This window comes from Pelagibius sp. (assembly GCF_028289705.1).
Lineage (GTDB): Bacteria > Pseudomonadota > Alphaproteobacteria > Kiloniellales > Kiloniellaceae > Pelagibius.
In genome coordinates, this window is record NZ_JANQOI010000097.1 from 1 (window position 1) to 26,839 (window position 26,839).

Below are 26,839 nucleotides of genomic sequence, written 5' to 3' on the forward strand. Positions count from 1 at the left end.
GGTCGACCAGGGAGGGATCGATCTTCAGGCCGCGCAGCTCCGACTTGCCGTTCAGGGTTGCCTTGACCATGCCGGCGGCGGCCTGCCCGGACACCTCCAGTTCCGCCAGTTTCTCCTGCATCTCGGCCATCTTGGCCTGCATGGCCTGCGCCTGTTTCATCATCTGGCCCAGGTTCTTCATGCGTCCTGCTCTCCTTCCTTGTCGCCACGGACCTGCTGCGGCCCGCCTTGAGTCCCGCCGTCTTGAGTCTCGTCTTCCGCTTTCGGCTGCGCGCGTTCGCGGCGCGCCACCAGTTCAGCCCCGGGAAAAGTCTCCAGGGCCGCTTTCACCAGCGGGTGGTCCAGCACCGCGGCGCGCTTCTCCGCCTCCTCGCGCTGCGCCACAGCGCGCAGGGTCGGCGCCCCCTCCTCCTGGGAGATGGCAATGACCCAGCGGCTGCCACAAGCCTGCTCGAGGATCGCGCCGAAGCGCGGCGCCAGGTTCGCCGGGGCCGCCTCGCGCACACGGATCTCGATGCGCCCCGGCTCGAAGCGCACGGGATGGACATCGTCCATCAGGTGGTTGGCCAGGATGGTCTCGCCCTGGGCGCGGACCAGCGCCACCGCCTCGGCAAAGCTCTTCGGTTCACTGGCCGCGGCCAGCGCCGGGCTTGGGTCCGGTTGTGCGGCGGCCTGCACCTCCGGCAGGCCAATTTCGTCTGGCCAGGGCTGGGCCAGGGCTGCCTGGGGGGCGCCGTCCGGGGCCTGCAGCGGGCGCCCGCGCCCGGCGGAGGGGTCCGCCAGCAAATCCGGCGTTTCGCCCGAGGGGCCGGCCGTGCCCGGGCCAGCGTTGGCCGTGCTGGCCGTGCCGCGCGCCGGCGCCGAAGGTGCCGCACCCGGGGCGCCGGACAGGCGCTGCACCAGTTCGGCGGGGCTTGGCAGGTCGCTGGCATAGGCCAGGCGGATCAGCGCCATCTCCGCCGCCTGCAGCGGGATCGGTGCGGCCTGCACCTCGCCCAGGCCCTTCAGCAGCATCTGCCAGACCCGCGCCAGGTTGGCGAGGCTGAGGCTCTCGGCCAACTCCCGGCCCTGCCGACGCTCGGTTTCCGGCTGGCCCGGCGCCTCCAGAGTGGCGGGGACGAGCTTGGCGCGGGTCAGCAGGTGCGCCAGTTCCAGAAGGTCCTGCATGACCACGGCCGGGTCGGCGCCGGCGGCATAGAGGTCGCCCAGAATCTCCAGGCTCTCGGGCACCTTGCCGCGCACCACCGCGGCGAAGAGATCGAAGGTGCGGGCGCGGTCGGCCAGCCCCAGCATCGCCTGCACCTGAGCGGCCTCAACCGCCTTGCCGCCGCCCAGGGCGATGGCCTGGTCCAGCAGCGAGAGGCCGTCGCGGGCCGAGCCGTCGGCGGCCCGGGCGATCATCGCCCGCGCTTCCTCCTCCAGGCGCACGCCCTCGGTCTCGGCGATGCGCGTGAACAGTGCCGCCAGTTCCTCCTGGCCGAGGCGCCGCAGGTCGAAGCGCTGGCAGCGCGAGAGCACCGTCACCGGCACCTTGCGGATCTCGGTGGTGGCGAAGATGAAGACCACGTGCTCCGGCGGCTCTTCCAGGGTCTTCAGCAGCGCGTTGAAGGCGCTGTTGGAGAGCATGTGGACTTCGTCGATGATGTAGATCTTGTAGCGCGCCTGGACCGGGCGGTAGCGCACCCCCTCGATCAGTTCGCGGATGTCGGCGACGCCGGTGCGGCTGGCCGCGTCCATCTCGATCACGTCCACGTGGCGGTCCTGGGCGATGGCCTGACAGTGCTCGCAGACTCCACAAGGCTGCGGCGTCGGTCCGCCGTTCCCGTCGGCGCCGATGCAGTTCAGCGCGCGGGCGATGATCCGTGCCGTCGTAGTTTTGCCGACACCGCGCACGCCGGTGAGGATGAAGGCATGGGCCAGGCGGCCGGTCTCGATAGCGTTGGTGAGCGTGCGCACCAGCGCCTCCTGACCCACCAGATCGGCAAAGTTCGCGGGCCGGTACTTGCGCGCCAGCACCCGATAGAGGCTGTTCTCGTCTCTCTCGCCCCTGGCTTGTTGGGAGGGGGCATCTTGGGAGGGGGCGCAGGGGGCGTCGCTCATAAGGCTGTCCGGGGGCCGTCCGGGCTGACTGGGCGGAAAACTGTCCTGGCCGGGAATCCCGCAAAAGATCGGTTAGCGGGCTCCCGTCAGGCGGGGCCGCTTGCACCCTGGAAGACGGCGCCCGATCAAGGACTTCGGGTGGGAGGCTGGACAGACGACCCGCATCGGAAACTCGTTACGGCTGCTTCCTTCCGGACCTGACCGGGTTGGCGAGCGATACGTCCGCAGCCAACCTCCCGGCACCAATATCGGGCATCGCGGGCGGGAGAGCAAGGCCTCGAGCGGTGAGCGCGCGGCGGCCGTCGCTGCCGGTCTACTGCCGTTCGAGGGTGATCAGGGAGCCGTCGCGGGCGGGAAAGGTGACCTTGGCGATGCCGCAGTCGGCGTCGTACCAGACGTCGCGCTCGATCTCCCCGGTGAGGCGGAAGTGGCGGGTCTGGCGGCGCTCGCCGCCCAGCTGCAGCGGCTCTTCGCCCAGGGCCTCGGTCTTCACCAGCTTGGTGCGCCCGTCGATGGTGCCGAAGAGCACCTGGGTGAAGGGGGTGTCGCGGTGCCAGAGGCTCGCCGGAATGACGAAGCCGGAGACATCGAAACCGACGTCGTTGACCGTGCCGCGCAAGGCGCCCTCGCTGCGTTCCGAGCGTAGGCGCCAGAGCTGGCCGTCGTCGTCGGTGGCGGTGGTCAGGGCGTGCAGCCAGCCGTCCCGCCAGACTTCCTCGGCGCGGTGGGTAAAGCGGAAGAGGGTGATCCCCAGCACGTCGACGGCAATGTCGATGGCCACCTCGACGACGAAATCCGCACCCCGGCGGGAGAAGTCGAAACGGTGCTCCCCGATCACGGTACCGTGGCGCAGCACCAGAAAGCGCCGGGCCGGCTCCCTGGGCACCAGCTCGGCAGCGGCAAGCGGGGCGGGCCGCAATGCGCCTGTGACTGCCGCCCCGCCAAGCAAAGAGCCGCCCAGCAGGGAACGGCCGATCAGGCGCAGCGCTCCGCGGCGCCCGAATGTGTCACGGTCTTCCATTGGCATCCAAGCCTGGAGTAAGGCGCAGGCCGGCGCAAGGGCCGCCCAGGGGCTCAACCCATCACGGAGTGGTGACGGAGAGAGCAATTGCCAGCGCCTGGAGGCCTGTGCCACCTTCCGGCCATGTCACCACGGAAGAATCCGGCGCCGAACTTCTACGCCGGCGTCCCCCTCGACCGGGTCGACCAGCGCCGGGCCGACAGCGGTTACATCGAAACCCTGATCAACGATCCGCACTGCGTCATCGTCCCGGTGTGGCGCGCCAAACACCTGATCGGCGAGGCGGCGGAGGCAATCTGGCTGCAACGCACCCAGGCCGAGCATCTGATCACCCTGGCCCGGGAAAGTATGTTCCTGGGTCTGCGCCAGGAGGTCGCCTATCTGGCCGTCGACCTCTCTCACCTGGAGGAACCGGAGATCGAACCGCTGGCCGAGGCCTGGGGGTCGTTCCGCGACCTGCGTGCCGTCGGGCCGGTGATGGACCGCCGCGACAGCGCGATTCTGGCCTATGCCCGCGGCCTCGTGCACTGGCACGCGCGCCACGGCTTCTGCGGGGTCTGCGGCAGCCCCACCGTCAGCGAGAAGGCCGGCCATCAGCGGCGCTGCACCAATCCCCGCTGTGCCGCGGTTCACTTTCCACGCACCGACCCGGCGGTGATCATGCTGATCCACGACGGCGGCGAGCGCTGCGTGCTCGGGCGCCAGGCCATCTGGCCGCCGGGCATGCACTCCACCCTGGCCGGCTTCGTCGAGCCCGGGGAGAGCCTGGAAGAGGCCGTGGCGCGGGAGATCTATGAGGAGGTGGGCCTGAAGATCCCGGTGGAGGAGGTGTTCTACCACTCCTCCCAGCCCTGGCCGTTTCCCTCCTCCATCATGCTGGGCTTCTACGCCCGGGCCGAGTTCGCCGCGCTGGAGACCGCAGAGGACGAGCTGGAGAGCGCGGAATGGTTCACCCGGGAGCAGTTGCGGCGCTCCCCGGAGGACGAGACCTTCCGCCTGCCCCGGCGCGACTCCATCGCCCGCCGCCTGGTCAACGACTGGCTGGCCGAGGGTTAATTCGGGCCGGACTTCCAGCCTATGTCGGATTGGTGTCGCTGCGGAAATCGTCGGCCGGGTAGACGCCCAGGATCTTCACCTCGCGGGAGAAGAAGCTCAGCTCCTCCAACGCCAGGCGCACCATGCGGTCGTCGGGATGGCCCTCGATATCGGCATAGAACTGGGCCACCGTGAAGCCGCCGTCGATGATGTAGCTTTCCAGCTTGGTGATGTTGATGCCGTTGGTGGCGAAGCCACCGAGCGCCTTGTAGAGCGAGGCCGGCACCGAGCGGACGCGGAACACGAAGGTGGTGATCACCAGGCCGTTGTCCCGCGGCGGATCGATGGGCTCCTCGGCCATGATGAGAAAGCGGGTGGTGTTGTGATCGGTGTCCTGGACGTTGCCGTCGAGGATCTGCAGGTCGTAGATCTCCGCCGCCAGTTCCGAGGCCAGGGCCGACCGGCTGGGATCGCCCAGTTCGGCGATCTCCGCCGCCGCACCGGCGGTATCGGCGTGGACCACCGGGGTCAACCCCTCGCGGCGCGCGTAATGGCGGCACTGGGAGAGGGCCTGGACGTGGCTGTGCACGGTCTCCACCTGATCGCGGCGGGCATCCTTCACCGCCAGCAGCTGGTGCTCCACCTTCTGGAAATGCTCGCCGATGATATGCAGGCCGGATTCCGGCAGCAGGTGGTGGATGTCGGCCACCCGCCCGGCGCTGGAGTTCTCGATGGGGATCATCGCGTAGAGGGCCTTGCGGTCGTGCACCGCCGCGAAGGTGTCTTCGAAGGACGCGCAGGGCAGGGTTGTCATCTCGGGAAAGACGGCCCGGCAGGCCATATCCGAATAGGCGCCGGGGACGCCCTGAAAGGCAACCGTGTCGTGTGACGCCGCCGCTGCGGGGGCCTCTGCCATAACTTAACCTTCTCTCCGTTGATCCGGACAGGAATACGGGGCCGCCCGACGGCGCCCGCTAGAGCGGATCATGTTTAGACGGAAACACCTTCGTGTTTGCGTCTAAACACGTGAATCCGCTCTATACTCAAGAATTAGAGCAGATTCACCTGGTTCGGTGGATCGCTTCCGCGATTCCACCGAACCAGGATCTGCTCTAGGCCGGAATTGCGCGGGACTTCAGCCTTCTCGGGGCGCCAGAAGCCTGCGCGCCCGGGCCAAATCGGCGGGAGTATCGACGCCGAGGGGCAGGGTGTCAACGCGCGCCACATCCAGGCGCAGCCCCGCTTCCAGCGCCCGCAGTTGCTCCAGGCGCTCGCGGGTTTCCAGGGGCGAGGGCGGCAGTTTGACGAAGCGCTCCAGGGCGGCGCGCCGGTAGCTGTAAATTCCGATGTGATGATAGAGCGGCCGGGCCGGCCCCTCCTCGCCGCCGGGATGACCATGGTCGCCGGGGTCCCAGGGCACCGCCGCGCGGCTGAAATAGAGCGCGCGGGCCACCGTCCGGCCCTCGGGAAAGCAGACCGCCGCTTTCACCACATTGGGGTTGCGCCGCTCCTCCGGGTCGCTGATCTCCACCACCAGGCTGCCGATGTCGACGGCCGCTTCGTCCAGGGGCTGCAACACAGCCTTGATCAACGCCCCTTCCAGGGTCGGCAGATCGCCCTGCAGATTGACCACCGCGTCGTGGCGTCCCTCGGGGTCGATGGTCTCCAGCGCCTCGAAGATCCGGTCGGAACCCGTAGTGTGATCCGGCCGCGTCAGCACCGCTTCGCCGCCCGCCGCGCGCACGGCCTCGGCAATCGCCTCCTCGGCACAGGCCACCACCACTGGGCCGATGTCGGCCTCCACCGCCCGGCGCCAGACATGGACGATCATCGGCTCGCCGTGGATGTCGGCCAGCGGCTTATCCGGCAGCCGCGTCGAGGCCATACGGGCCGGAATCAGGACAACGGGATTGGCCGGCGTCCCGGCCGGGGGATTGGCCGGTCGATCACTTGGGGGGGAGGGCTGCGTGGGAGAAGAGTCTGCAGGCATGGCGTGAGAGGGTTCTGTCGGGCGAATCGGGCTGGCGTGGCCGAGGGATAGGAGTCAGGCGCGAACGACTTGCCCGGAAATGCCGGATTTGTCGAGATCCGGGGAACCGAAAGCGGTGAATTTCCCAGATTCCGGTGCATTGGCGCCCGGGGGCTATTGAACCCCCGAAATCGCACCGCTATTGTCCCGCGCGTCATCTAGGGAATGCAAGGGTTTGCACATGGCTTCGTCGTTGGAAGGAAACAAGATCGCCGCCGCCGTTCTGACAGCGGGCGTCATCGCCATGTTTTCCGGTTTCGCCGCCGAATTGCTCTACCATCCCAAGGCGTTGGAGCAGAATGTCTACGTGGTCGCCGCAGCCGACGCGGCGGATGCCGGCGGCACCGAAGTGGCGGCCGCCCCGGCGCTGGAACCCATCGGCCCGATGCTGGCCGCGGCCGATCCCGCCAACGGCGAGAAGGTGGCCAAGAAATGCACGGCCTGCCACACCTTCGAGGCCGGCGGCGCCAACAAGGTCGGCCCCAACCTCTACGACATCGTCAACGCGGCGATCGCCGGCGGTGACGGTTTTTCCTATTCGCCGGCCCTGACGGAGAAGGCGGACAGCACCTGGGACTACGAGAGCCTGAACGCCTTCCTCCACAAGCCGAAGGACTGGGCGCCCGGGACCAAGATGTCCTTTGCCGGGCTGCGGAAAGCGGGCGACCGCGCCGACATCATCGCCTACATGCGCGGCCTCAGCGACAACCCGGCACCGCTGCCGGAGTAGGGCCTGACCGCCGGTTCGCAGGAGCGATGAGCGGCACCGAGACCCTCCTGCCCGAAGCTTCGGTCGAGCTGGCGGAACGCTTGGCCGATGCGGCCGGCGCCGTGGCCCGCCAATATTTCCGCCAGGGCCTCGCCATCGAGGACAAGGCCGACGAAAGCCCCGTCACCCGGGCCGACCGGGAGGCCGAGGCGGCGATGCGGGCCCTCATCGCCGAAGCCTTCCCGGAGCACGGCATCTTCGGGGAAGAGCACGGCATCGAGAACCCGGACGCCGACTACCTCTGGGTGCTCGATCCCATCGACGGCACCAAGCGCTTCATCACCGGCAACCCGCTGTTCGGCTGCCTGATCGCCCTGTTGCACAAGAAAACGCCGATCCTCGGCGTCATCGACATGCCGATCCTGGAAGAGCGCTGGCTGGGGGTCGCCGGGCGGCCCACGACCTTCAGCGACAAGAACGGTCGCCGCGAGGCCCGGGTGCGACCCTGCCCCGACCTCGCCCAGGCAACCATCCTCTCGACGGCACCGGAGATGTTCCAGGGCGCCAACGGAACCGCCTTCGAGGCGCTGCGCTCCGCGGCCAAGCTGACCCTCTACGGCGGCGACTGTTTCAACTACGGACTGCTGGCCAGCGGCTTTGCCGATCTGGTGATCGAGGCCGACCTGGCGCCCTACGACTACCTGGCCCACGCGCCGGTCATCCTCGGCGCCGGCGGCGCCATGACCGACTGGCAGGGCGCGCCCCTGACCCTGGAATCCGACGGCCGGGTGATCTGCGCCGGCGACCAGGCCTGTCACCGGGCGGCGGTTTCCCTGCTCGGCGGCGCCTGAGATCCACATTTTCTTGCCGCTGGCGCGTTAAATCGCCGTAACATTAGGGCGAGCATGCTTGTTTGGTGCGGATTCGGCGCCAAATTGGGTCTAGAATCCCGGGCGGAGAGAGACTGTCGGACTCTGCGAGACGTTGCTTCGAGACACTTCCATAGCCAGTCGGCGCGCGCCGCACCGCGGCCGCCACGACTGGAACGAAGGCCGTAGCATGCGCAGTCAACCGGCAGATCGGTGAAACAAGGGGCAAAGACAAACGCGCACGGGCGGCCCGTGACGCGGAAAGGGACTTGCGAATGACTGGACGATTCAGCCTCTCCGGCCACACTGCAGCAGCGGCTCTGGCCTTCACGCTGCTGACGCCCCTGGCGGCCTCCGCCGAAGACGGGATCACCAAGACCTGGGCCATCGCTGAGTTCGGTGAGCCGCTCTACGGCGAAGACCTGGAGCACTGGCCCTACGCCAACCCCGACGCGCCGAAAGGCGGCAAGATCACCCTGGGGGCTTTCGGGTCCTTCGACACCCTCAATCCCTACATCCTGAAGGGTGAGTTCCCCGGCTCCATCGGCCTGATCTACGACAGCCTCATGGAAGGCTCCGGCGACGAGCTGGTCAGCCACTACGGGCTCATCGCGGAGAGCGTGGAGTATCCCGACGACAAGAGCTGGGCGATCTTCAACATCCGGCCCGAGGCGCGCTTCCACGACGGCGTGCCGATCACCGCCGCCGACTTCAAGTTCACCTTCGACACGATCCGCGAGCATGGGCGCCCCTTCCTGAAGTCCTTCTATGACGATGTGGAAAGCGCCGAGGTTCTCTCCGAGCGCCGGATCAAGTTCAGCTTCCGTACCCGCAACTCGATGAAGCCGCTGACCATCGTCGCCAGCACAGCGCCGCAGCCGCGCCACTACTGGGAAACGCGCGACATCTCCAAGACCACTCTTGAGCCGCCGCTCGGCTCCGGGCCCTACCGCATGAAGAGCCTGGAGGCGGGCCGCAACATCGTTTACGAGCGGGTCGAGGACTACTGGGCCGCCGATCTTCCGATCAACCGGGGCCGGCACAACTTCGATGAAATCCGCTACGACTACTACCGCGACGCCACGGTGCAGTTCGAGGCTTTCAAGGCCGGCAAGATCGACTACCGGGGCGAGGGCGACGTCAAGCGCTGGTTTACCGGTTACGACATTCCGCAGGTGGACAACGGTCAGATCCTCAAGGTGGAAAAGCCCAACAACAACCCGCGGGGCATCGGCGCCTTCTTCATCAACAATCGCCGCGACAAGTTCAAGGACCAGCGGGTCCGCGAGGCGATCCTGCATCTCTATGACTTCGAGGCGATCCAGCGCACCCTGCTGTTCGGCCAGTACCAGCGCATCAAGAGCTACTTCCCCAATTCGGACTTCGGGGTATCCGGCCCGCCGACGCCGGAGGAGATCGCCATTCTCGAGCCCTTCCGCGATCAATTGCCGCCGGAAGTGCTGTCCGCGACCTGGGAGCCGCCGAAGAGCGACGGCAGCGGGCGCAACCGCAAGAACCTGCGCCAGGCCCTGGCGCTATTCAAGGAAGCCGGCTGGGAACTGCGCGACAAGAAGCTGGTGAACGCCGAGACGGGTGAGCAGTTCCAACTGCAGATCATCACCGCCTCGCCGCCGACCCTGCGCATGGCCGAGCCCTTTGTCCAGTCCATGCAGCGCGCCGGGATCGACGCCTCCATCCGCCTGGTCGACCCTTCCCAATGGCGGGTCATCGGCGATGACTTCGACTTCGACTTGAGCACCGGACGCCTGAATTTCTTCCCGCCGCCGGGCACCGAGCTGCGCTCCTACTTCGGTTCGGCCGCCGCCGATGTGCGCGGCTCCGCCAACTCCATGGGCATCAAGAACCCGGTCGCCGACGCGTTGATCGAACAGATCATCACGGCCGAGGATCTGGACACCCTGAAGGCGACGACCCGGGCTCTGGACCGCGTGCTGCTGTGGAATCACTACCTGGTGCCGGTCTACTACCCTGACAAAACCTGGTTCGCCCATTGGGACAAGTTCGGCATGCCGGAGAAGTCCGCACGCTACAGCGGCGGCTTCTCCACCACCTGGTGGTACGATGAAGAACGCGCGGCCCGGCTCACGAACTGACGGACAGGGGCCGGTGCACGTCCTTCTGAAACTCTGAAGCGCCCATGCTCGCCTATATCGTCCGGCGCCTCTTTCTGATCATCCCGACCCTGCTTGGGATCATGATCATCAATTTCGTGATCGTGCAGTTGGCGCCCGGCGGCCCGGTCGAGCAGTTGATCGCCGAACTCAGCGGCGAGGCCGTCGGCGCGACGGAACGCTTTTCCGGCAGCGGCGCCGACGTCAACCAGCAGGTTCAGGAACGCGGCGGCGAGGGCGGCTCCAACACCACCTACCGGGGCGCCCAGGGCCTCGATCCCGAGGTGATCAAGGAAATCGAGCGCATGTTCGGCTTCGACAAGCCGATGCACGAGCGCTTCCTCTTAATGATGGGCAACTACCTGCGGTTCGATTTCGGCGAGAGCTATTTCCGCGACCGCCGGGTTGTCGAACTGGTGCTCGAAAAGATGCCGGTCTCCATCTCCCTCGGGCTCTGGACCACGCTGATCGTCTATCTGGTCTGCATCCCGCTGGGGATCGCCAAGGCGACCCGCGACGGCAGCCGCTTCGACATCTGGACCAGCGGCGTGGTGGTGGTCGGCTATGCCGTGCCCTCCTTCATCTTCGCGGTGCTCCTGATCGTCGTCTTCTCCGGCGGGCGTTATCTCGATTGGTTCCCCCTGCGCGGCCTGGTCTCCGAGGACTTCGACAGCCTGGGGCCCGTCGAACAGGTGCTCGACTATCTCTGGCACATCACGCTGCCGGTCCTGGCGCTGGTGATCGGCGGCTTCGCCACCCTGACCATGCTGACCAAGAACTCCTTCCTCGATCAGATCGGCCAGCAGTACGTGCTGACGGCACGCTCCAAGGGCCTGACCGAGGGCCAGGTGCTTTACGGCCACGTCTTCCGCAACGCCATGCTGATCGTCATCGCCGGCTTCCCCAGCGCCTTCGTCGGCATTCTCTTCACCGGGTCTCTGCTGATCGAGGTCATCTTCTCCCTCGACGGCCTCGGCCTGCTGGGCTTCGAGGCGGCCCTCAGCCGCGACTATCCGGTGATGTTCGCCACGCTCTATTTCTTCACCCTGCTGGGCCTGATCATGCAGTTGATCGGCGACATCACCTACACCATCGTCGATCCGCGGATCGACTTCGAGAGCCGGGAGACCTGAGATGACGGCCTCCGCGGCACCGGTGACGGAATCGACGGGCACGGGCGACAGCCGCTTCCTGTGGTTTCGGATCTCGCCCATCGACCGCCGGCGCCTCGGCAACTTCCGCGCCAACAAGCGCGGCTTCTGGGCCACCATCATCTTCGTGCCCATCTTCGTGCTTTCGCTTTTCGCCGAGTTCATTGCCAACGATAAACCGCTGTTCATCTGGTACGACGGCAAACCGCACGTACCGGTCGTCTTCACCTATGCGGAGACCGTCTTCGGCGGCGAATTCGAACTGGAGGCGGACTACACCGACCCCTTCGTCATCGAGCTGATCGAAGAGAAGGGCTGGATTCTCTATCCGCTGATTCGCTTCTCCTACGACACCATCGACTTCGACCTGACCGAGCCCGCGCCCTCGGCGCCGGACAGCCGGCACTGGCTGGGCACCGACGACCAGGCCCGCGACGTGGTGGCGCGGGTGATCTACGGCTTTCGCGTGTCGATGCTCTTCGGCCTCACGCTCACCATCATCTCCTCGATCATCGGGGTGATGGCCGGCGCCGTGCAGGGCTATTTCGGCGGCTGGACCGACCTGCTGTTCCAGCGCTTCATCGAGATCTGGTCGGGCCTGCCGATCCTCTATCTTCTGATCATCATGGCCAGCGTCATCACCCCGGGCTTCTTCCCGCTGCTGGGGCTGATGCTGCTGTTTTCCTGGATGGGGCTGGTGGGCGTGGTGCGGGCGGAGTTCCTGCGCGCCCGCAACTTCGACTACGTGCGCGCGGCGCGGGCGCTGGGCGCCACCAATGCCGTCATCATGTACCGCCACGTCCTGCCCAACGCCATGGTCGCCACCTTTACCTTCATGCCGTTCATCCTCTCCGGCTCGGTGACGCTCCTGACCTCTCTCGACTTCCTCGGCTTCGGCCTGCCGCCCGGCTCGGCCTCGCTCGGGGAACTCCTGGCCCAGGGCAAGGCGAACCTCCAGGCGCCCTGGCTGGCGCTCACCGGCTTCGTGGTCATCGCGGTGATGCTGAGCCTGCTGGTCTTCATCGGCGAGGCGGTGCGCGATGCCTTCGACCCGCGCAAGCTCTTCGTCGGCGCGCCGGCGGCCGAAGACGCCCTGGCCGAAGCGGCCGCGGAACCGGCACCGGCCAGCGGACGGGGAGACGACTGATGGAGCCGCTGCTGCAGGTCCGCGATCTGGGTGTGCGCTTTCGGACGCCCGGCGGCGCCGTCGATGCCGTGAAGACCGTGAACTTCGAGATCGCCAAGGGCGAGACCCTGGCCCTGGTCGGGGAGAGCGGCTCCGGCAAGTCGGTGACCGCGCTTTCGGTGCTGCAGCTTCTGCCCTATCCGCTGGCCCGCCACACCCACGGCAGTTCCATCCTGTTCAACGGACAGGAACTGGTCGGCGCCGACGACAAGACCCTGCGCCAGGTGCGCGGCGATCAGATCTCGATGATCTTCCAGGAGCCCATGACCTCCCTCAACCCGCTGCATACGGTTGAGAAGCAGATCCGCGAGACGCTGATCCTGCACAAGGGCATGAACAAGGACCAGGCCCGTGTGCGCACCGTGGAGCTGCTGAAGCTGGTGGGCATCCCCGATGCGGTGAAGCGCCTTTCGGCCTATCCCCACGAGCTCTCCGGCGGGCAGCGCCAGCGGGTGATGATCGCCATGGCCCTGGCCAACGAGCCGGACCTGCTGATCGCCGACGAACCCACCACCGCCCTGGACGTCACCATCCAGGCACAGATCCTGAAGCTCCTGAAGGAGCTGCAGCGTGAGCTGGGCATGGCCCTGCTGATGATCACCCACGACCTGGGGATCGTGCGCAAGATGGCGGACAAGGTCTGTGTCATGACCCAGGGGGAGATCGTCGAGCAGGGCAACGAGGAGGAAATCTTCGAGCGCCCGCAGCACCCCTATACCCAGCGCCTGCTGGCGGCCGAGCCCAAGGGCGCCCCGGTGACCGCGGCGGCGGACGCGCCGGTGGTGGTTCAGGGCGACCAGGTGAAGGTCTACTTCCCCATCAAGAAGGGCGTGCTGAAGCGCACCGTCGACCACGTCCGCGCGGTGGACGGCATCTCGGTTTCGGTCCGCGAGGGCCATACCGTGGGCGTGGTGGGGGAAAGCGGCTCCGGCAAGACGACCCTGGGCCTCGCGCTGCTGCGCCTGCTCTCCTCCGAGGGCGCCATTCATTTCGACGGCAGGATCATCCAGGGCCTCGGCTCCAAGGAGCTGCGGCCGCTGCGCCGCTCCATGCAGGTCGTCTTCCAGGACCCCTACGGCTCCCTCAGCCCGCGGCTGTCGGTCGGCCAGATCGTCTCGGAGGGCCTCAGAATCCACGATCTGGGCGACAGCGAAGAGGCGCGGGAGGCGATGATCGTCGAGGCGCTGGAGGAGGTCGGCCTCGACCCCGAAAGCCGCCACCGCTATCCCCACGAGTTCTCCGGCGGCCAGCGCCAGCGCATCGCCATCGCCCGGGCGATGATCCTGAAGCCGCGCTTCGTGGTGCTGGACGAACCGACCTCGGCCTTGGACATGTCGGTGCAGGCGCAGATCGTCGACCTGCTGCGCGACCTGCAGCGCCGCCACAACCTGGCCTATCTCTTCATCAGCCACGATCTCAAGGTCGTCCGCGCCCTGGCCGACGAGGTGATCGTCATGCGCGGCGGCCAGGTGGTGGAGCAGGGCAGCGCCGAGCAGATCTTCGACGCACCCCAGGCCGCCTATACCCAGGCGCTGATGAAAGCCGCCTTTGAACTGGAAGCGGTGGAAGGGGTTGTGGCAACCTGAGCCAAGTCCTTCCCTTCCACTTTCTGGTTCTTCCGTGGCACTCCTCATCAAGACCGACATCGACCGCGGCAATGCCTGGACCGAAGCCCTGGCCGCCGCCTATCCCGAACTGACCACCCACACCTGGCCCTACGACGGCGACCCGGCGGCCATCGACTACGCCCTGGTCTGGCAACCGCCGGAGGGCGAGTTGAAGCGCTATCCGAACTTGAAGGCGATCTTCTCCGTCGGCGCCGGCATCGACCATCTGGCGAGCGACCCGGACCTGCCCGAGGGCGTGCCGGTGGTGCGCATGGTGGAGCCGGGGCTGACCGCCGGCATGTCGGAGTACGTGACCCTGGCGGTGCTGAGCCACCACCGCTTCCTGCACGACTATGCCGTCCAGCGCCGCGACAAGCTCTGGAAGGAGATCCCCCAGATCGCCGCGGCGGCGCGCCAGGTTGGCATGCTGGGGCTCGGCGTTCTGGGGCGCGACGCCCTGGAGAAGCTGGCGCCCTTCGGCTTCAAGCTGGCGGGCTGGAGCCGCACGCCCAAGAGCATCACCGGTATCTCCTGCTATCACGGCGAGGAGGGCCTGCGTGAGTTCCTGGCGGGCACCGACATCCTGGTCTGCCTGCTGCCGCTGACACCGGCGACCGAGGGCATCCTCTGCCGCGAGACCTTCGATCAGCTCCCCCGCGGTGCCGCAGTGATCAGTGTCGGCCGCGGCGGGCATCTGGTGGAAGAGGACCTTCTGGCGGCGCTCGACAGCGGCCGGCTCAGCGGTGCCACCCTGGACGTCTTCCGCGAGGAACCGCTGCCGAAGTCCCATCCCTTCTGGGACCACCCGCGCATCTTCATGACCCCCCACGTGGCCAGCATGACCATCCCCGAGAGCGCCTGCCAGGCGGTGGTCGCCAACATCCACCGCCTGGAAGCCGGCGAACCCCTGCGCCACGTCGTCGACATGGCACGCGGGTATTAGCCAACACCGTCATGCTCGAGCCCGCCTGCGAAGCCCCAGCGGGCGGCGCGATGGACCCTCGGGACAAGCCCGAGGGTGACGGGATTAAACCTCAATTGTCATGCTCGGGCTTGTCCCGAGCATCCATGGTGGTGACACGCTCGAGCCTTGGCTTACTACGTCTACATCCTCGCGAGCCACAGGAACGGTACCCTCTACATCGGCGTGACCAATGATTTGTTGCGGCGCGTTCACGAACATCGGGAAGGGTTCGTCGCCGGATTCACCAAGCGTCATGGAGTGAAAAGGCTCATCTACTTCGAGACCTACGATCAAGTCGAACCGGCGATCCAGCGAGAGAAGACGATGAAGCGCTGGCCTCGCGGATGGAAAATCAACCAGATCGAACGCGAGAACCCAAATTGGGAGGATCTCTACGAAGGCTTGAGCGGCTCAGAAATGGACCCTCGGGACAAGCCCGAGGGTGACGCGATGGGAGGTCGTGGGGCCTTTGCCCCCTATGCGTGGTTGAGAGCCCTACTACCCCTCCAGCGTGCGGGCGGCTTCGGCGGCGAGGTCGGCGAACTCGCGCAGGAAGACCGAGCCTTTCACGGTGCGCTGAACCAGGACCGAGCGGCGGTCGGCCTCGTCGGTCTTGCGGCGCAGGAATTCCAGCGCCTCCAGGCGGTCCAGAGCGCGGGTGACCGCGGGCTTGGAGATGTTCAGCAGCGCCGCCAGCCCGCGCACGGTGTGGGGCGGGGCGGCCTGATAGACATGCAGCAGCAGGGCGAACTGCCGCGCCGTCAGATCCGGCAGGGCGCGGTTCAGCGAGGTGACCATGACGCTGTGCCAAAGGGCCAGCGCCTGGCCCGGCGTCAGAAGCGGCGGGGCGGCCATCGGTCAGACCGGTTGTCGTTACAGGTGCGAAACAAATTCTGCCGATTTGCTTAGCCGAGCGCAAGGATAGCGACCGCCGGGAACGCACAAAGGGCAGCCGGTCAGCGTTTGCCGGCGGCGTTGCGCCGCGAGAACTCGGCGATGGCCGCGTAGACGGCGCGCAGGCCCATGGCCTCGCCCCCTTCGGGACGGCCCGGGCGACCGGCGGGGTTCCAGGCCATGATGTCGAAGTGCGCCCAGCGGGTCGCTGGGCTGACGAAGTTCTCCAGGAACAGCGCCGCGACGATCGCCCCGCCGTAGGGGCTGTTGGAGATGTTGTTGAGGTCGGCCACCTTGCTGTCCAGGCCCTGGCGATAGGGCTTGTGGAGCGGCATCCGCCAGACCGGGTCGTGCTCCGCCGCGCCCTGACGCAACACTGCGCCGGCCAGCTTGTCGTCGTTGCAGAAGAAGGCCGGCAGGTCGGTGCCCAGCGCCACCCGCGCCGCCCCGGTCAGGGTGGCGAAGTCGATCATCAGATCCGGGCTCTCGCTGTCCCCCTCGGCCAGCGCGTCGCAGAGAATGAGCCGGCCTTCGGCGTCGGTGTTGCCGATCTCCACCGTGAGCCCCTTGCGGGTCTGCAGCACGTCGAGCGGGCGGAAGGCGTTGCCGGAGACCGCGTTCTCCACCGCCGGCACCAGCACGCGCAGGCGGACCTGCAGCTTCTGCGCCATAATCAGGGAGGCCAGCCCCAGGACATGGGCCGCGCCGCCCATGTCCTTTTTCATCAGCTTCATGCCGGCCGCCGGCTTCAGGTCCAGGCCGCCGGAATCGAAGCAGACGCCCTTGCCCACAAGCGTGACCTTGGGGCCGCGCGTGCCCCAGCGCAGGTCGATGAGGCGCGGCTCGTCGGTGCTGGCCCGGCCCACCGCGTGAACCGCCGGATAGTTCTTGCGCAACAGCGCGTCGCCGACGATGACGCTGCACTTGGCGCGATGGCGCCGGGCCAGCGCCTTGGCGGCATCGGCCAGCTCCGCCGGCCCCATGTCGTTGGCCGGCGTGTTGATCAGGTCGCGGGTGAGAAAGATTGCCTCGGCGGTATGGGCGACCAGGTCCTGATCCGCCGCCTTGGGCCAGACCAGGCGCGCAAACTCGCGGTTGTTCTCCTTGTAGCGGCTGAAGGCATAGGTGCCGAGCCACCAGCCGAGGGCAGCGCGCGTCGCCGCCGCGGGCCGCAGCGCCGGTGCCAGATGGTATGTCCCCGGGGGCAGCGTGCCGGGCAGGGCCGCGAAGGACCAGATCGGCTCCTCCTCGTCCAGGATCAGCAGCACCTCCTCCAGCCCGCCTTCGGCGGAAGGCAGCAGGCAGGTCTCCCCCGGCCTGGCCTTGAAACCGCTCTGCGCGACCCAGGCGCGGCGCGGTGCGCTCTGCGCCTTCAGCCAGGATTCATAGGCGTCGCGGGCCAGGGCGGTGATCGCTTTGGCCGCCGGGTCGTCTGAAACGAGAGGGGAAGTCATCGCCAAGGCAGAAAGCTCCGGAAAAAAAGTCTGGAATGAAACGCGGCGGGATCGCGCGTCGGAATGATGAGGCCGCACAGACGGGCCACGACCGACTTGCACAGCGCCGGCATCTTTGCGCTAAATCTCCGCCCTGTCGACCCGGAGGTGAGACCCCATGCCAAACTACACGATGATCCTCGGCAACAAGAGCTACTCCTCCTGGGCCTTGCGCGGCTGGTTGATCGCAAAGCTGGCGGGCATCGACTTCGAGGAAGAGGTCATCTTGCTGCGCAAGCCTGACATGAAGGCGAAAGTCCTCCGCCACAGTCCAGCGGGCTTGGTGCCGGTCCTGATCGAGGACGGCGAGGCAATCTGGGACAGCCTGGCCATCGGCGAACATCTCGCCGAGCGCTACCCCGAACGCCAGCTCTGGCCGGTTGACCCGGCGGCGCGCTCGCTGGCGCGCTGCGTGGTGGCGGAGATGCACTCCGGATTTCGCGCGCTGCGCATGGCCCTGCCGATGGACCTGCGCCGGCGCTACCCCGACCACCCCCTGACCCCGGAGGTCGCGGCCGAGGTCGCGCGCATCCAGGCGATCTGGCGCGACTGCCGCGAACGCTTTGGCGATGTTGGTGGGGGCGGGGGCGGATTCCTGTTCGGCGAACCCACCATCGCCGATGCCTTCTACGCGCCGGTGGTGACGCGCTTTCGCAGCTTCGAAGTGACGCTGGAGGATGCGGCAGAGGAATACTGCGCCACCATCATGGCCTGGCCCGCCATGCAGGAGTGGGTGGCCGCTGCCGCCGAAGAGACCGAGGTCATCGAGTTCCTCTGAATTCCGGACCCCTTCGCCCCAAGCCGGAGCAGGCTGGTGCCCACTGATGTCCGATTAAGCGAGGCGGTGCGCAAACAGGTAGCCATCGTGCGTGTTTCTCACCCCCTCCCGACCTCCCCCCATCAAGGGGGGAGGAGTTTTTTTTTGAGCCGCTTCAATACCTTCCCCCTCCCCCTTCGATGGGGGAGGGTCGGGGTGGGGGTGACAATCTCTCTGCTGCAAGCCGTTCGCCGTTGAGCCCTCACTGCCCTGCCCCAAGCCGAGGCGGGCTGGTGCCCGTTAAGGCCCTGGCTGCAGCGCGCCGGTTTCCTGGTAGTAGCGTTCGGCGCCCGGATGCAGCGGCACGCCGAGGCCTTCCAGAGCCTGTTCGATGACGATCTGCTGGCCCTTGGGGTGCCCCTTGTCCAGCAACTGGCGGGTGCTCGGGTGCCAGAGCGAGCGGGTGATCTGATAGACGATCTCCTCCGGCACGCTTTCCGACACCAGCCACTGGGCACCGACGGAGATGGTCTCCGTCTCGCCGATCCCCGGATAGGTCCCGGCGGCCAGCACATGCTTCGCGAAGAACGGATAGTCGGCCAGCAGCCGCTCGGCCCCATCGCCGCCGATGGGCACCAGCTCGACGAGCGCTTCCTCGGCCAGCTCCTGAACCGCGACCGCCGGAGTGCCGGCGACGAAGAAGAAACCGTCGATCTCCGCTTCGCGCAGGGCATCGGCCGCCGCGCCGGAGCCCAGCGCTTCGACCTGAAGATCGTCCTCGGAGATCCCGAAGGCCTTCAGCACCAGCAGGGCGTCGACCCGGGTGCCGGAGCCCTTGCGGTCCAGCGAGATGCGCTTGCCCTTGATGTCGCCGATGGATTTGATGCCGGAGTCGAAGCGGACCACCAGGTGAAGGGTCTCCGGATAGAGATTGGCGATGGCCCGCAGTCCGGTCATCGCGCCCTCCTCTTCGAAGAGGGCCTGGCCGTTGAAGGCCCAAAAGGCGACGTCGGACTGGCTGAAGCCGGACTCCAGGCTGCCGTCGCGGATCTGGCGCACGTTGTCCACCGATCCCCGGGTCGACTGGGCCACGGCCACCAGGCCCGGCACCCCGCAACTGCCCCCGCGCTCGCAGTCGCGGCTGCCCGGCGGCGAGGAGATGGCGCTGGCGATGATGCCGCCCACCGGGAAATAGGTCCCCGCCGTGGAGCCGGTGCCGATACGGAAAAAGCGAATATCCTGGGCCGCCACCAGGCTGACAGAGAGAACGAGCAGGAGCGACAGGCCGGCAAGAATTGCGAACAGCCTGCGGCCCGCCGAAGGGGCCGGCGTGCGGCGAAGCATGGGCACCTCATAGTTTGAGGCCGGAGGAATGCCCGGCCGTTGCAGCGCCCAAAGATATCAAGCCGGCCGGACGGGCGCCAGAGCGACGCCGCCTCCAGACGGGTATTGGGATCAGCTTTGCGCCCGGCGGGCCTTGATGCGCTTGTAGGCAACCGGTAGCAGCGACAGCAGGGAGAGGCCGACGAGCCCGGCAATCACCTCCGGCGTCAGCACCGAACCCGCCGTGAACTGACCGCCCTGGTCGAAGACCGAGCCGAGGCCGGCGCCGGCGAGAATGAACACCAGGGTGCCGGGGATGATCCCGAAGAAGGTACCGAGCACGTAGATGCGTAAGGAGACGCCCAGGAAGGCCGGGACCAGATTGACAACGAAGAAGGGGAACAGCGGGATCAAGCGCAGCACCAGGAGATAGCTGAGGGCGTTCTCGCGGAAGCCCGCCTCCATGCGCTTCAAGAAGGGCCCCGCGCGCTCCTGCAGGAAGGAACCGAGGGCCGAACGGGCGATCAGAAAAACCGCGGTGGCGCCGAGTGTCGCCGCGACGACCACATAGAGCGTGCCGAGGGTGACCCCGAAGAGAAATCCGCCGGCGACGGTGAGCACCACCCCGCCGGGCAGCGACAGCGCCGTCGAGAGGGCGTAGACCGTAACGAAGGCCACGGCGGCCAGCAGGGCGTTCTCGGCCACGAAGCCGTTCAGGAAGGCACGGTGCTCGCGCAGGGTCTCGATGGAGAGATGCTCGTGCAGGCCCAGGGAAAAGGCCGCCGCGATGGCGGCCGCAAGCACTGCCAGAGGCAGAAGGCGTTTGATCAGAGAGCCCTTGCGGGGACTTTCCCCCGGCTGCGGCGCGGGGACAGGCGTCGATGCATGGTCGGTCATGACAAACTCCGGACTGTCCGCCCCGCAGGCGCGCAAGGGCGGTCGGTTGCTGATCTCGAACTTTCGTTGTCGGACGGGCGCCAGCCGGCAGCCGCCTACTACCTTAAAAGCGCTGCAAGAAGCGGACGATCTTGCGCGTGCGCTCGCTGAACAGGCTGGGGGTGTAGTAACTCCCCGCGGCCCGCTTGTTGACTTCACCGAGGGTCGGATAGGGCGCGATGATGTTGGCCATGGCGCCGATCTTCAGCCCCTGGCTGATGGCCAGTACCCAGGGCTGGATGAGTTCGCCCGCGTGGGCGCCGGCGATGGAGGCGCCGAGGATCTTGCCGCGCGCACCGACCACCACCTTCACCAGGCCCTCGGTCACCCGCTCCGCCTGGGCGCGGTCGTTCTCCTCGAAAGACCACTTGAGGGCGCGGACCTTGTCGCCGAACTGCTTACGCGCCTCGGCTTCGGTCAGGCCGACATGGGCGACCTCGGGGTCGGTGAAGGTGACCCAGGGCACGGCCTTGTAGTTCACCTTGGCTGGCAGCTTGAAGAGGATGTTGCGGATCACGATACCGGCGTGATAGCCGGCCATGTGGGTGAACTGATAGCCGCCGGCGACGTCGCCGATGGCGAAGATCTTCTTGTTGCTGCTACGCAGGCGCTCATCCACCTGGATGCCCTTGGGCGAATAGGCAACGCCCGCCGCCTCCAGGTTCAGGCCGTCGACATTGGCCTTGCGGCCAGCGGCCACCAACAGGTGCGAGCCGACGATGCGCCGCTCCTGGCCGTTTTCCTCGATCACCGCGGCAATGCCGTTGCCGTCCTGGCTGATCTCCTTGATGGCAATGCCCTCGTGGATGTCGATGCCGTCCTCGACCAGGCGCCTGCGCGCGAAGGCCGTGACATCGGGATCGTCCTTGCCGAGCACCGTGAACATCTCAAGCAGCGAGACCTTGGCGCCGAGACGGCGCTGCGCCTGGGCCAGTTCCGAGCCGATGGGCCCGCCGCCGATGACGATGAGATGCTCCGGCTGCTCGGCCAGGTCGAAGACCGTCTCGTTGGTCAGAAAGGGAACCTGGTCGAGGCCGGGGATGGGCGGCACCGCCGCCGAGGAGCCGGTGGCGATGACAAAGCGCTTGGCCTTGATCCGCGTGTCGCCGGCGATCACCTCGTCCGGGCCCGTAAAGCTACCCTCCGCCTGGATGACCGTGACGCCCAGGCCTTCGAAGCGCTCCACGGAATCGTGCGGTTCGATGGCGGCGATAACCCCGCGCACATGATCGCGCACGCCCGGGAAGTCGACCTCCGGCTCGTGGCCGTTGACCCCGAATCTGCCGGCATGGCGGATGGTGTCTGCGGCATGGCCGGCGGCGATCAAGGCTTTGGAGGGAACGCAGCCGTAGTTGAGGCAGTCGCCCCCCATCTTGCCTTTCTCCAGCAAGACGACCTCGGCGCCCATTTGCGAGGCCCCGGCCGCGACCGAGAGGCCGCCCGAACCGGCACCGATGACGCAGATATCCGCAGTGATGGTCTTGGCCATCTCACCCATCCTTGTTTCAGGTCTTTCCGTTCAGGAGAAGGGCCCGGAAACTCACCCTTCGACGACGATCCTGTAGTTCGGCGTCGGATTCAGCGGGCAGCTATAGATGTATTCGCCCGCCTCCAGCGTGACTTCGTAGTCCTTGGTCGTTCCGGTCTTCAGGCCGCCGCCGGAGACCGAAGTCTTGGTCAGCTTGTGCAGCGGATTGCGGAAGTCGTAGTCGTGCTCGCGGACCCAGAAGCCGAGATCGTAGGGGACGTTCTTGTTGGTGACGCGGAACACGTACTTGCCCGGCTTGAGGCTCAGCACCTTGGCGCTGGCTAGGCGCTGATCGCCTGTTTTGGCGTTGATCGCATCGCAATCCGCCTTGCTGTTGGAGGTGTAGCCGTGATCGCCGCCCTCCTCGACCTCGACGAACTGGCAGGCCGTCTGGGTCAACTCGATGACCTCCGCCTCCTCGGCATTGGCCGAGGCGATGCCGAAGGCCAGAGCCCCGGCGGCAAGGGAAGCAGTGCGCAAAAGAACCGTCTTCATGGTGCCTTCTCCGTATCGCTGGTGCGGGGTCGCAAGCTGTTTCTTTGGTCCCCCGACCTGAGTTTGGGCCGCCCGGTCAACTCCCCCGACCCCCGGCGCCTCGTCTGCAGGTCAAATAGGAAGGCCAAATGCCGCCAAAAGGCCTCTCACAGTGATGTGACACGTCGTTACGGGCGCAAAACCCGGCCTTTCGATGCCGATCCCGGCCTATTGGGGCCCAATGCCGGTGCTTAATCAAGGGACCAGCGCATGACAAAGCCCCCCGGTTGCTTGTGATCCCATGAAATTAGCCGCCCCTTCCTGCGATCACTGCCCTCTCATAGTCCTTGTTTCAGATAAACGATTGCTAAAGAGCTGTTTTGGTTACTTGGAAAGCGCAGCGGCCCTCCCCCCATTTCCGCCTTGACGCCGGGATCGCTTCTTGCCCGACTGCCCGCCGAGCGAACCACGCGCCGCGAGATCCCGATGACCGAGTCCCAGGTTCTGATCTTTGCCATCCTTGCAGGGCTCTTCGTGCTCCTGGTCTGGGGCCGCTGGCGCTACGACGTGGTCGCCTTCGCATGCCTCATGGTCTGCGTCGTTGCGGGGCTGGTCCCGGCCGGCCAGGCCTTCGCCGGCTTCGGCCATCCGGCCACCATCACCGTGGCGGCGGTGCTGATTCTCAGCCGCGTGCTTTCCGGGTCCGGCGCCATCGATCTGCTGGCGCGGCTCATCCGGCCGGCCATGGGCTCGGCGACGGGCCACGTGGGCATCCTCGCCGCTCTGGGCGCGGCCATGTCGACGGTGATGAACAACGTCGGCGCCCTGGGCATTCTGCTGCCCATGGCGATGCAGTCGGCGCGCAAGGCGGCGCGATCGCCGGCAAAGCTGCTGATGCCGCTTTCCTTCGGCTCCATCCTCGGCGGCCTGGTCACCCTGATCGGCACACCGCCCAACATCATCGTCGCCACCTATCGCGGCGAGCGCACAGGCGAAGCCTTCGCCATGTTCGACTATGCGCCGGTCGGCCTGGCCATCGCCGTCGCCGGCCTCGCCTACATCGCGCTGATCGGCTGGCGTCTGGTTCCGCAGCGCGATGCCGGCCGCGCCGGCGGCGACCTCTTCGACATCGAGAACTACATCACCGAGGTGCGGGTGCCGGACGACAATCCGCACATCGGCAAGACCCTGCACGAGATCGACGAGCTGACCGCAGATATCGACGCGGTGATCATGGACCAGATCCGCCATGACCGCGTCTATCCCGCCGCGACTCGCAAGCAGCTTCAGGCCGGCGACGTGCTGAAGATCGAGGCGGCTCCGGAGGAGATCGACAAGTTCGTCACCAAGCTCGGCCTGGAAATCAGCGCGACCGACGAGGCCGGGGACAAGCCGAAGGCGCCGGAAGACGCGACCCTGATGGAGGTGGTGGTGGCGCCGGGTTCGCGCCTCGACGGGCGGCTGATCGGGTCGCTCCGGCTGTTCGCGCGGCGCGGCATCACCATTCTGGCCGTCTCGCGCCAGGGCAAACCCTTCCGCGGGCGCCTGCGGTCGTTCCGCGTGCGCCCCGGCGACGTGGTGCTGCTGCACGGGGAGACCGAGCAGCTTGCGCATCTGGTGCCGGCGCTGGGCTGCCTGCCGCTGGCCGAACGCGAGATCCACTTCGGCAAGCGCAAGCAGGGACCTGCGGTAATCGCCATCTTCGCCGCCGCCATTGCAGCGGCCAGCCTGGGGCTGGTGCCGATCCAGATCGCCTTCGGCATCGCCGTCGCCCTGCTGGTGGTTACCGGCCTCTTGCAGGTGCGCGAACTCTACGACGGCATCGACTGGCCGGTGATCGTGCTCCTCGGCTCGCTCATTCCGGTCGGCGGCGCGCTGCAGACCACCGGGGCGACGGACCTCATCGCCGACGGCCTGCTCATCGTCACCGCGGGGCTCTCGGCCAGCATCGTCCTGGTCATCCTGATGGTGGTGACCATGACCCTCTCCGACATCCTGAACAACGCCGCCACCGCCGTCGTCATGGCGCCCATTGCCGCGACCATCGCCGAGCGCCTGGGCGTCAGCCCCGACCCGTTCCTGATGGCGACCGCCGTGGCGGCCTCCTGCGCCTTCCTGACGCCCATCGGCCATCAGAACAACGCCCTGATCCTGGGGCCGGGCGGCTATCGCTTCGGCGACTACTGGCGGATGGGCCTGCCGTTGGAGGCCCTGGTGATCCTGGTGGCCGTCCCGGTCATCCTGCTGGTCTGGCCGCTTTAGCGCGTTTGCGACTTACGTCGATTCGGTTCCAGCCCGCACCCCCTCCCGGCCACCCACTAGGATAATCGTATTGGGTGGCCGGGAGGGGGTGCGGGCCGGTGCCGTCAAAACACGAAAGACTTTCGGCCCGTTAGGGCCGACGCCGCTCAGGCGGAGCGGAGGGACGGGAGCCCGTCGCCGGCGGCGGAGCTGACCACCCGGCGGGTGGGAAAGCGCACCGAGATCTCGGTTCCCTCGCCGACCTTGCTACGGACGGTCATATGCCCGCCGTGCATCTCCGCCAGGGACTTGGTGATCGGCAGGCCCAGGCCGGTGCCGTCGTGGCTGCGGGTGTGGGGGTTTTCGATCTGGCCGAAGGGCTGCAGCACCAGATCGATGTCCTGCTCCGACATGCCGATGCCGCTGTCGCGGACCAGCAGCGTGAACTCCTGGTTCGCTTCGATGCGGGCCTCGGTATGGACGCTGCCGCCCTTCGGCGTGAACTTGATGGCGTTGGACAGCAGGTTCAGCAGGATCTGGCGGATCGCCCGCTTGTCGGCCTGCAGCAGGGGCAGGTCGTCGGGAAGCACGGCGACCAGCTCCAGGCCAGCGTTGGCCGCCGCTTCCTTGACGATGTTGAGGCAGGACCGGACCGCGGAGCCGATGTCGATGGACTCTTCATGGAGCTCCATGCGGCCGGCCTCGATCTTGGAGAGGTCGAGGATGTCGCTGATGATCGACAGCAGGTGGCTGGCCGAGCGGCGGATGTCCACCGCGTATTCGCTGTAGTGGTCGTTGCCCAGAGGACCGAAGAGCTCCTGCTCCATGATCTCCGAAAAGCCGATGATCGCGTTCAGCGGCGTGCGCAGCTCGTGGCTCATGTTGGCCAGGAAGGTCGACTTGGCCCGGTTCGCCCGCTCGGCTTCGTCCCGGGCGACCCGCAGCTCCTGCTCCTTTTCCTTCATGTCGGTGATGTCGACATGAATGCCGCCGACGCCGATGGGCGAGCCGGCGAAGTCGCGCACCGGAAAGCGGGTGATCATGGCGAAGACCTTTTCGCCGTTGGCGCAGGTCACCTCGGACTCCACCTCCATCGGCACGCCGGTTTTCAGGACCATCCCGTCCTGCGCGCGGAAAACCTCCGCCTCGCTCTGTCTGAAGTGGTCGAAGGCGGTATCGCCCACCAGGGTCTGCTCCTGAAGACCATAGAGGTCCCGGAACTGCTGATTGACCAGCAGGTAAGAGCCGTCCTGGTCCTTCAGGGTGAGGCCCGCGGGAAGGTGGTCGATGACCGCGTGCAGCCGGTCGCGGATTTCCTGCTCGGCCCGCTCGATGACCTTCGTCTCGGTAATGTCCGTCGCGGTCAGGAAGGTTCCGCCGTTGGCGGTCCGCTCCTCGCGCACGCGCAGCCAGATGCCATCGGACCGTTCCACCTCGAACTCGTCGCGCGGGTGGAGGTGGCGTTCCATGCGCTCGGCGATCCACTCCTCCTCGCGCCCGAAAGCGGCGGGGATCAAGCCGTTGCGGGTCTGCGAACGGATCAGCTCGGCAAAGGACATGCCGGGCCCGATGTTCTCCGAGCAGGTGTTGTGGAATTCCAGATAGCTGTCGTTGAACAGCAGCAGGCGGTCGTCGGCATCGAAAAGGGCGACGGCGGCGGAGAAGGATTCCACCGCCTGCAGCAGCAGGTCCTGTGCCTCAAAGGCCATGCGGCGCGCATGGTACTCCTCGGTCAGGTTGCGGCCGGTGCCGCGGTAGCCGAGGAAGCCACCGTCCCGATCGAAAAGCGGGATGCCGCTGATCGACCAGTACTGCCGGCTGCCGTCGGCGGCGAGATAGACGTAGCGGAAGTCGCGAAAGGGGCGATGCGCCTGGAGGTCGGCGAGATGGGCGTCGAACTTCTCCGTATCGGTGTCGCCGGCGCCGAGTTCCTGGCGGGTCTTGCCGAGGATGGCGTTGGGGTCGACGCCGGTCACTTCCTCAAGGCGCTTCGAGACGAAGGAGACCCGCAGTTCGGAGTCCATCTCCCAGAACCAGTCGGAGGCCGCGGCCGCAAAGCCGCGCAGGCGCTCCTCGCTGTCGCGCAAGGCCGCTTCGGCCTGGGCGCGTTGCGCTTCCAGGCTTTCGACCTCCTCGACGCGGCGCCTCAGCCGTACAACTTCCTCGGCCAACTCCGCCTTCGTAGGCAAGGACCGAAACCCTCTCGTGAAATTTAAAGACAGGGTTAAAGTTCATCAGACAAGCGTTAAAAGACGTTGAAGATTCTCCCCCAAAGTCCCGAGGGATAGAGCCATTCGGGGGCCTTACGGGCCGCAGCGATCCGTCACCAAAGTGACCCACAAGCGACATCCCCCGGCAAAGTCTGGGCGCTATCGAAACTGTTAACCATA

General features: G+C 66.8%; 22 protein-coding genes, 1 other RNA gene and 1 pseudogene. 11 read left to right on the top strand and 13 right to left on the bottom strand.

What is annotated here, in order from left to right; genetic code table 11:
• From Q0996_RS12990 to Q0996_RS13005, 4 genes are all read right to left on the bottom strand, one after another.
• Positions 1–181 (bottom strand): YbaB/EbfC family nucleoid-associated protein (locus Q0996_RS12990; protein ID WP_299620158.1); only part of this gene is annotated, 181 nt, incomplete at its 3' end.
• Positions 178–2,100, bottom strand: a complete 1,923-nt coding sequence (locus Q0996_RS12995) for a DNA polymerase III subunit gamma/tau (RefSeq protein WP_299620160.1) — start codon at positions 2,098–2,100, stop codon at positions 178–180. The genes Q0996_RS12995 and Q0996_RS12990, both read right to left, overlap by 4 nt.
• Positions 2,101–2,238: 138 nt before the next feature.
• Positions 2,239–2,333: signal recognition particle sRNA small type (ffs, locus tag Q0996_RS13000), an RNA gene on the bottom strand.
• An 80-nt stretch (positions 2,334–2,413) separates the two neighbouring features.
• Positions 2,414–3,121, bottom strand: coding sequence for a DUF6134 family protein (locus Q0996_RS13005; RefSeq protein WP_299620162.1), 708 nt, complete (start codon positions 3,119–3,121; stop codon positions 2,414–2,416).
• Between the two features lie 123 nt (positions 3,122–3,244).
• Here Q0996_RS13005 and nudC point away from each other — a divergent pair, with 123 nt between their 5' ends.
• Entirely contained in the window at positions 3,245–4,177 is a 933-nt protein-coding gene (gene nudC, locus Q0996_RS13010) for an NAD(+) diphosphatase (protein WP_299620165.1), read from the top strand.
• Between the two features lie 19 nt (positions 4,178–4,196).
• Here nudC and Q0996_RS13015 read toward each other — a convergent pair whose 3' ends face one another.
• Both Q0996_RS13015 and Q0996_RS13020 read right to left on the bottom strand, forming a co-directional pair.
• On the bottom strand, positions 4,197–5,072 hold the full coding sequence (locus Q0996_RS13015) for a prephenate dehydratase (RefSeq protein ID WP_299620168.1): 876 nt from the start codon (positions 5,070–5,072) through the stop codon (positions 4,197–4,199).
• 219 nt (positions 5,073–5,291) lie between these two features.
• Positions 5,292–6,056, bottom strand: a complete 765-nt coding sequence (locus Q0996_RS13020) for a 3-deoxy-manno-octulosonate cytidylyltransferase (protein ID WP_299620268.1) — start codon at positions 6,054–6,056, stop codon at positions 5,292–5,294.
• Positions 6,057–6,366: 310 nt separating this feature from the next.
• On the opposite strand from Q0996_RS13020, the gene Q0996_RS13025 reads away from it, so the two are divergent.
• The 8 genes and pseudogenes from Q0996_RS13025 to Q0996_RS13060 form a co-directional block, all read left to right on the top strand.
• Positions 6,367–6,915 carry a cytochrome c family protein gene (locus Q0996_RS13025; protein ID WP_299620171.1) on the top strand — a complete coding sequence of 183 codons (549 nt, stop codon included), beginning with the start codon at positions 6,367–6,369 and terminating at the stop codon, positions 6,913–6,915.
• A gap of 26 nt (positions 6,916–6,941) precedes the next feature.
• Entirely contained in the window at positions 6,942–7,745 is an 804-nt protein-coding gene (gene hisN, locus Q0996_RS13030; RefSeq protein WP_299620174.1) for a histidinol-phosphatase, read from the top strand.
• A gap of 293 nt (positions 7,746–8,038) precedes the next feature.
• Entirely contained in the window at positions 8,039–9,877 is a 1,839-nt protein-coding gene (locus Q0996_RS13035; protein ID WP_299620176.1) for an extracellular solute-binding protein, read from the top strand.
• A gap of 44 nt (positions 9,878–9,921) precedes the next feature.
• Positions 9,922–11,028 carry a microcin C ABC transporter permease YejB gene (locus Q0996_RS13040; protein ID WP_299620179.1) on the top strand — a complete coding sequence of 369 codons (1,107 nt, stop codon included), beginning with the start codon at positions 9,922–9,924 and terminating at the stop codon, positions 11,026–11,028.
• Between the two features lies 1 nt (position 11,029).
• Complete coding sequence (locus tag Q0996_RS13045; RefSeq protein WP_299620182.1) at positions 11,030–12,193, top strand: ABC transporter permease; 1,164 nt, start codon at positions 11,030–11,032, stop codon at positions 12,191–12,193.
• The gene (locus Q0996_RS13050) at positions 12,193–13,818 is read left to right on the top strand and encodes an ABC transporter ATP-binding protein (RefSeq protein ID WP_299620185.1); all 1,626 of its coding nucleotides are present in this window, start codon (positions 12,193–12,195) and stop codon (positions 13,816–13,818) included. The genes Q0996_RS13045 and Q0996_RS13050 overlap by 1 nt, the downstream gene beginning before the upstream one ends.
• 34 nt (positions 13,819–13,852) lie before the next feature.
• Entirely contained in the window at positions 13,853–14,782 is a 930-nt protein-coding gene (locus tag Q0996_RS13055) for a glyoxylate/hydroxypyruvate reductase A (RefSeq protein WP_299620188.1), read from the top strand.
• 147 nt (positions 14,783–14,929) lie between these two features.
• Positions 14,930–15,148: pseudogene (locus Q0996_RS13060) on the top strand (GIY-YIG nuclease family protein); the annotation flags it as partial.
• 153 nt (positions 15,149–15,301) lie between these two features.
• Here Q0996_RS13060 and Q0996_RS13065 read toward each other — a convergent pair.
• The gene (locus Q0996_RS13065; RefSeq protein WP_299620191.1) at positions 15,302–15,658 is read right to left on the bottom strand and encodes a MarR family transcriptional regulator; all 357 of its coding nucleotides are present in this window, start codon (positions 15,656–15,658) and stop codon (positions 15,302–15,304) included.
• A gap of 101 nt (positions 15,659–15,759) precedes the next feature.
• Positions 15,760–17,151, bottom strand: a complete 1,392-nt coding sequence (locus Q0996_RS13070; RefSeq protein WP_299620194.1) for a M17 family metallopeptidase — start codon at positions 17,149–17,151, stop codon at positions 15,760–15,762.
• Positions 17,152–17,308: 157 nt separating this feature from the next.
• Between Q0996_RS13070 and Q0996_RS13075 the strand changes: the two genes are divergently transcribed.
• A complete protein-coding gene (locus tag Q0996_RS13075; protein WP_299620197.1) occupies positions 17,309–17,968 on the top strand; it encodes a glutathione S-transferase family protein in 660 nt (219 codons plus the stop codon).
• Between the two features lie 279 nt (positions 17,969–18,247).
• Here the strand turns inward: Q0996_RS13075 and Q0996_RS13080 are convergent, their stop codons facing one another.
• The 4 genes from Q0996_RS13080 to Q0996_RS13095 all read right to left on the bottom strand — a co-directional run bounded on the left by Q0996_RS13080 (position 18,248) and on the right by Q0996_RS13095 (position 22,229).
• Positions 18,248–19,291 carry a TAXI family TRAP transporter solute-binding subunit gene (locus tag Q0996_RS13080; RefSeq protein WP_299620200.1) on the bottom strand — a complete coding sequence of 348 codons (1,044 nt, stop codon included), beginning with the start codon at positions 19,289–19,291 and terminating at the stop codon, positions 18,248–18,250.
• 111 nt (positions 19,292–19,402) lie between these two features.
• Positions 19,403–20,167 (bottom strand): TVP38/TMEM64 family protein, encoded by a 765-nt coding sequence (locus Q0996_RS13085; RefSeq protein ID WP_299620203.1) that lies wholly within the window; start codon positions 20,165–20,167, stop codon positions 19,403–19,405.
• Between the two features lie 103 nt (positions 20,168–20,270).
• The gene (locus tag Q0996_RS13090; protein WP_299620206.1) at positions 20,271–21,695 is read right to left on the bottom strand and encodes an NAD(P)/FAD-dependent oxidoreductase; all 1,425 of its coding nucleotides are present in this window, start codon (positions 21,693–21,695) and stop codon (positions 20,271–20,273) included.
• A 51-nt stretch (positions 21,696–21,746) separates the two neighbouring features.
• Complete coding sequence (locus Q0996_RS13095; protein WP_299620209.1) at positions 21,747–22,229, bottom strand: hypothetical protein; 483 nt, start codon at positions 22,227–22,229, stop codon at positions 21,747–21,749.
• A gap of 465 nt (positions 22,230–22,694) precedes the next feature.
• Between Q0996_RS13095 and Q0996_RS13100 the strand changes: the two genes are divergently transcribed.
• Positions 22,695–24,470, top strand: a complete 1,776-nt coding sequence (locus Q0996_RS13100; protein ID WP_299620212.1) for an SLC13 family permease — start codon at positions 22,695–22,697, stop codon at positions 24,468–24,470.
• A 146-nt stretch (positions 24,471–24,616) separates the two neighbouring features.
• Here the strand turns inward: Q0996_RS13100 and Q0996_RS13105 are convergent, their stop codons facing one another.
• Positions 24,617–26,620 carry a PAS domain S-box protein gene (locus Q0996_RS13105; protein WP_299620215.1) on the bottom strand — a complete coding sequence of 668 codons (2,004 nt, stop codon included), beginning with the start codon at positions 26,618–26,620 and terminating at the stop codon, positions 24,617–24,619.
• Between the last annotated feature and the right edge of the window lie 219 nt (positions 26,621–26,839).

What these genes read in the sequence shown, in the direction of transcription:
- Q0996_RS12995 (WP_299620160.1), bottom strand. Translation starts at nt 2,100, where the DNA reads ATGAGCGACGCCCCCTGCGCCCCCTCCCAAGATGCCCCCTCCCAACAA.
- Q0996_RS13005 (WP_299620162.1), bottom strand. Translation starts at nt 3,121, where the DNA reads ATGGAAGACCGTGACACATTCGGGCGCCGCGGAGCGCTGCGCCTGATC.
- nudC (WP_299620165.1), top strand. Translation starts at nt 3,245, where the DNA reads ATGTCACCACGGAAGAATCCGGCGCCGAACTTCTACGCCGGCGTCCCC.
- Q0996_RS13015 (WP_299620168.1), bottom strand. Translation starts at nt 5,072, where the DNA reads ATGGCAGAGGCCCCCGCAGCGGCGGCGTCACACGACACGGTTGCCTTT.
- Q0996_RS13025 (WP_299620171.1), top strand. Translation starts at nt 6,367, where the DNA reads ATGGCTTCGTCGTTGGAAGGAAACAAGATCGCCGCCGCCGTTCTGACA.
- hisN (WP_299620174.1), top strand. Translation starts at nt 6,942, where the DNA reads ATGAGCGGCACCGAGACCCTCCTGCCCGAAGCTTCGGTCGAGCTGGCG.
- Q0996_RS13035 (WP_299620176.1), top strand. Translation starts at nt 8,039, where the DNA reads ATGACTGGACGATTCAGCCTCTCCGGCCACACTGCAGCAGCGGCTCTG.
- Q0996_RS13040 (WP_299620179.1), top strand. Translation starts at nt 9,922, where the DNA reads ATGCTCGCCTATATCGTCCGGCGCCTCTTTCTGATCATCCCGACCCTG.
- Q0996_RS13045 (WP_299620182.1), top strand. Translation starts at nt 11,030, where the DNA reads ATGACGGCCTCCGCGGCACCGGTGACGGAATCGACGGGCACGGGCGAC.
- Q0996_RS13050 (WP_299620185.1), top strand. Translation starts at nt 12,193, where the DNA reads ATGGAGCCGCTGCTGCAGGTCCGCGATCTGGGTGTGCGCTTTCGGACG.
- Q0996_RS13065 (WP_299620191.1), bottom strand. Translation starts at nt 15,658, where the DNA reads ATGGCCGCCCCGCCGCTTCTGACGCCGGGCCAGGCGCTGGCCCTTTGG.
- Q0996_RS13070 (WP_299620194.1), bottom strand. Translation starts at nt 17,151, where the DNA reads ATGACTTCCCCTCTCGTTTCAGACGACCCGGCGGCCAAAGCGATCACC.
- Q0996_RS13075 (WP_299620197.1), top strand. Translation starts at nt 17,309, where the DNA reads ATGCCAAACTACACGATGATCCTCGGCAACAAGAGCTACTCCTCCTGG.
- Q0996_RS13080 (WP_299620200.1), bottom strand. Translation starts at nt 19,291, where the DNA reads ATGCTTCGCCGCACGCCGGCCCCTTCGGCGGGCCGCAGGCTGTTCGCA.
- Q0996_RS13085 (WP_299620203.1), bottom strand. Translation starts at nt 20,167, where the DNA reads ATGACCGACCATGCATCGACGCCTGTCCCCGCGCCGCAGCCGGGGGAA.
- Q0996_RS13090 (WP_299620206.1), bottom strand. Translation starts at nt 21,695, where the DNA reads ATGGCCAAGACCATCACTGCGGATATCTGCGTCATCGGTGCCGGTTCG.
- Q0996_RS13095 (WP_299620209.1), bottom strand. Translation starts at nt 22,229, where the DNA reads ATGAAGACGGTTCTTTTGCGCACTGCTTCCCTTGCCGCCGGGGCTCTG.
- Q0996_RS13100 (WP_299620212.1), top strand. Translation starts at nt 22,695, where the DNA reads ATGACCGAGTCCCAGGTTCTGATCTTTGCCATCCTTGCAGGGCTCTTC.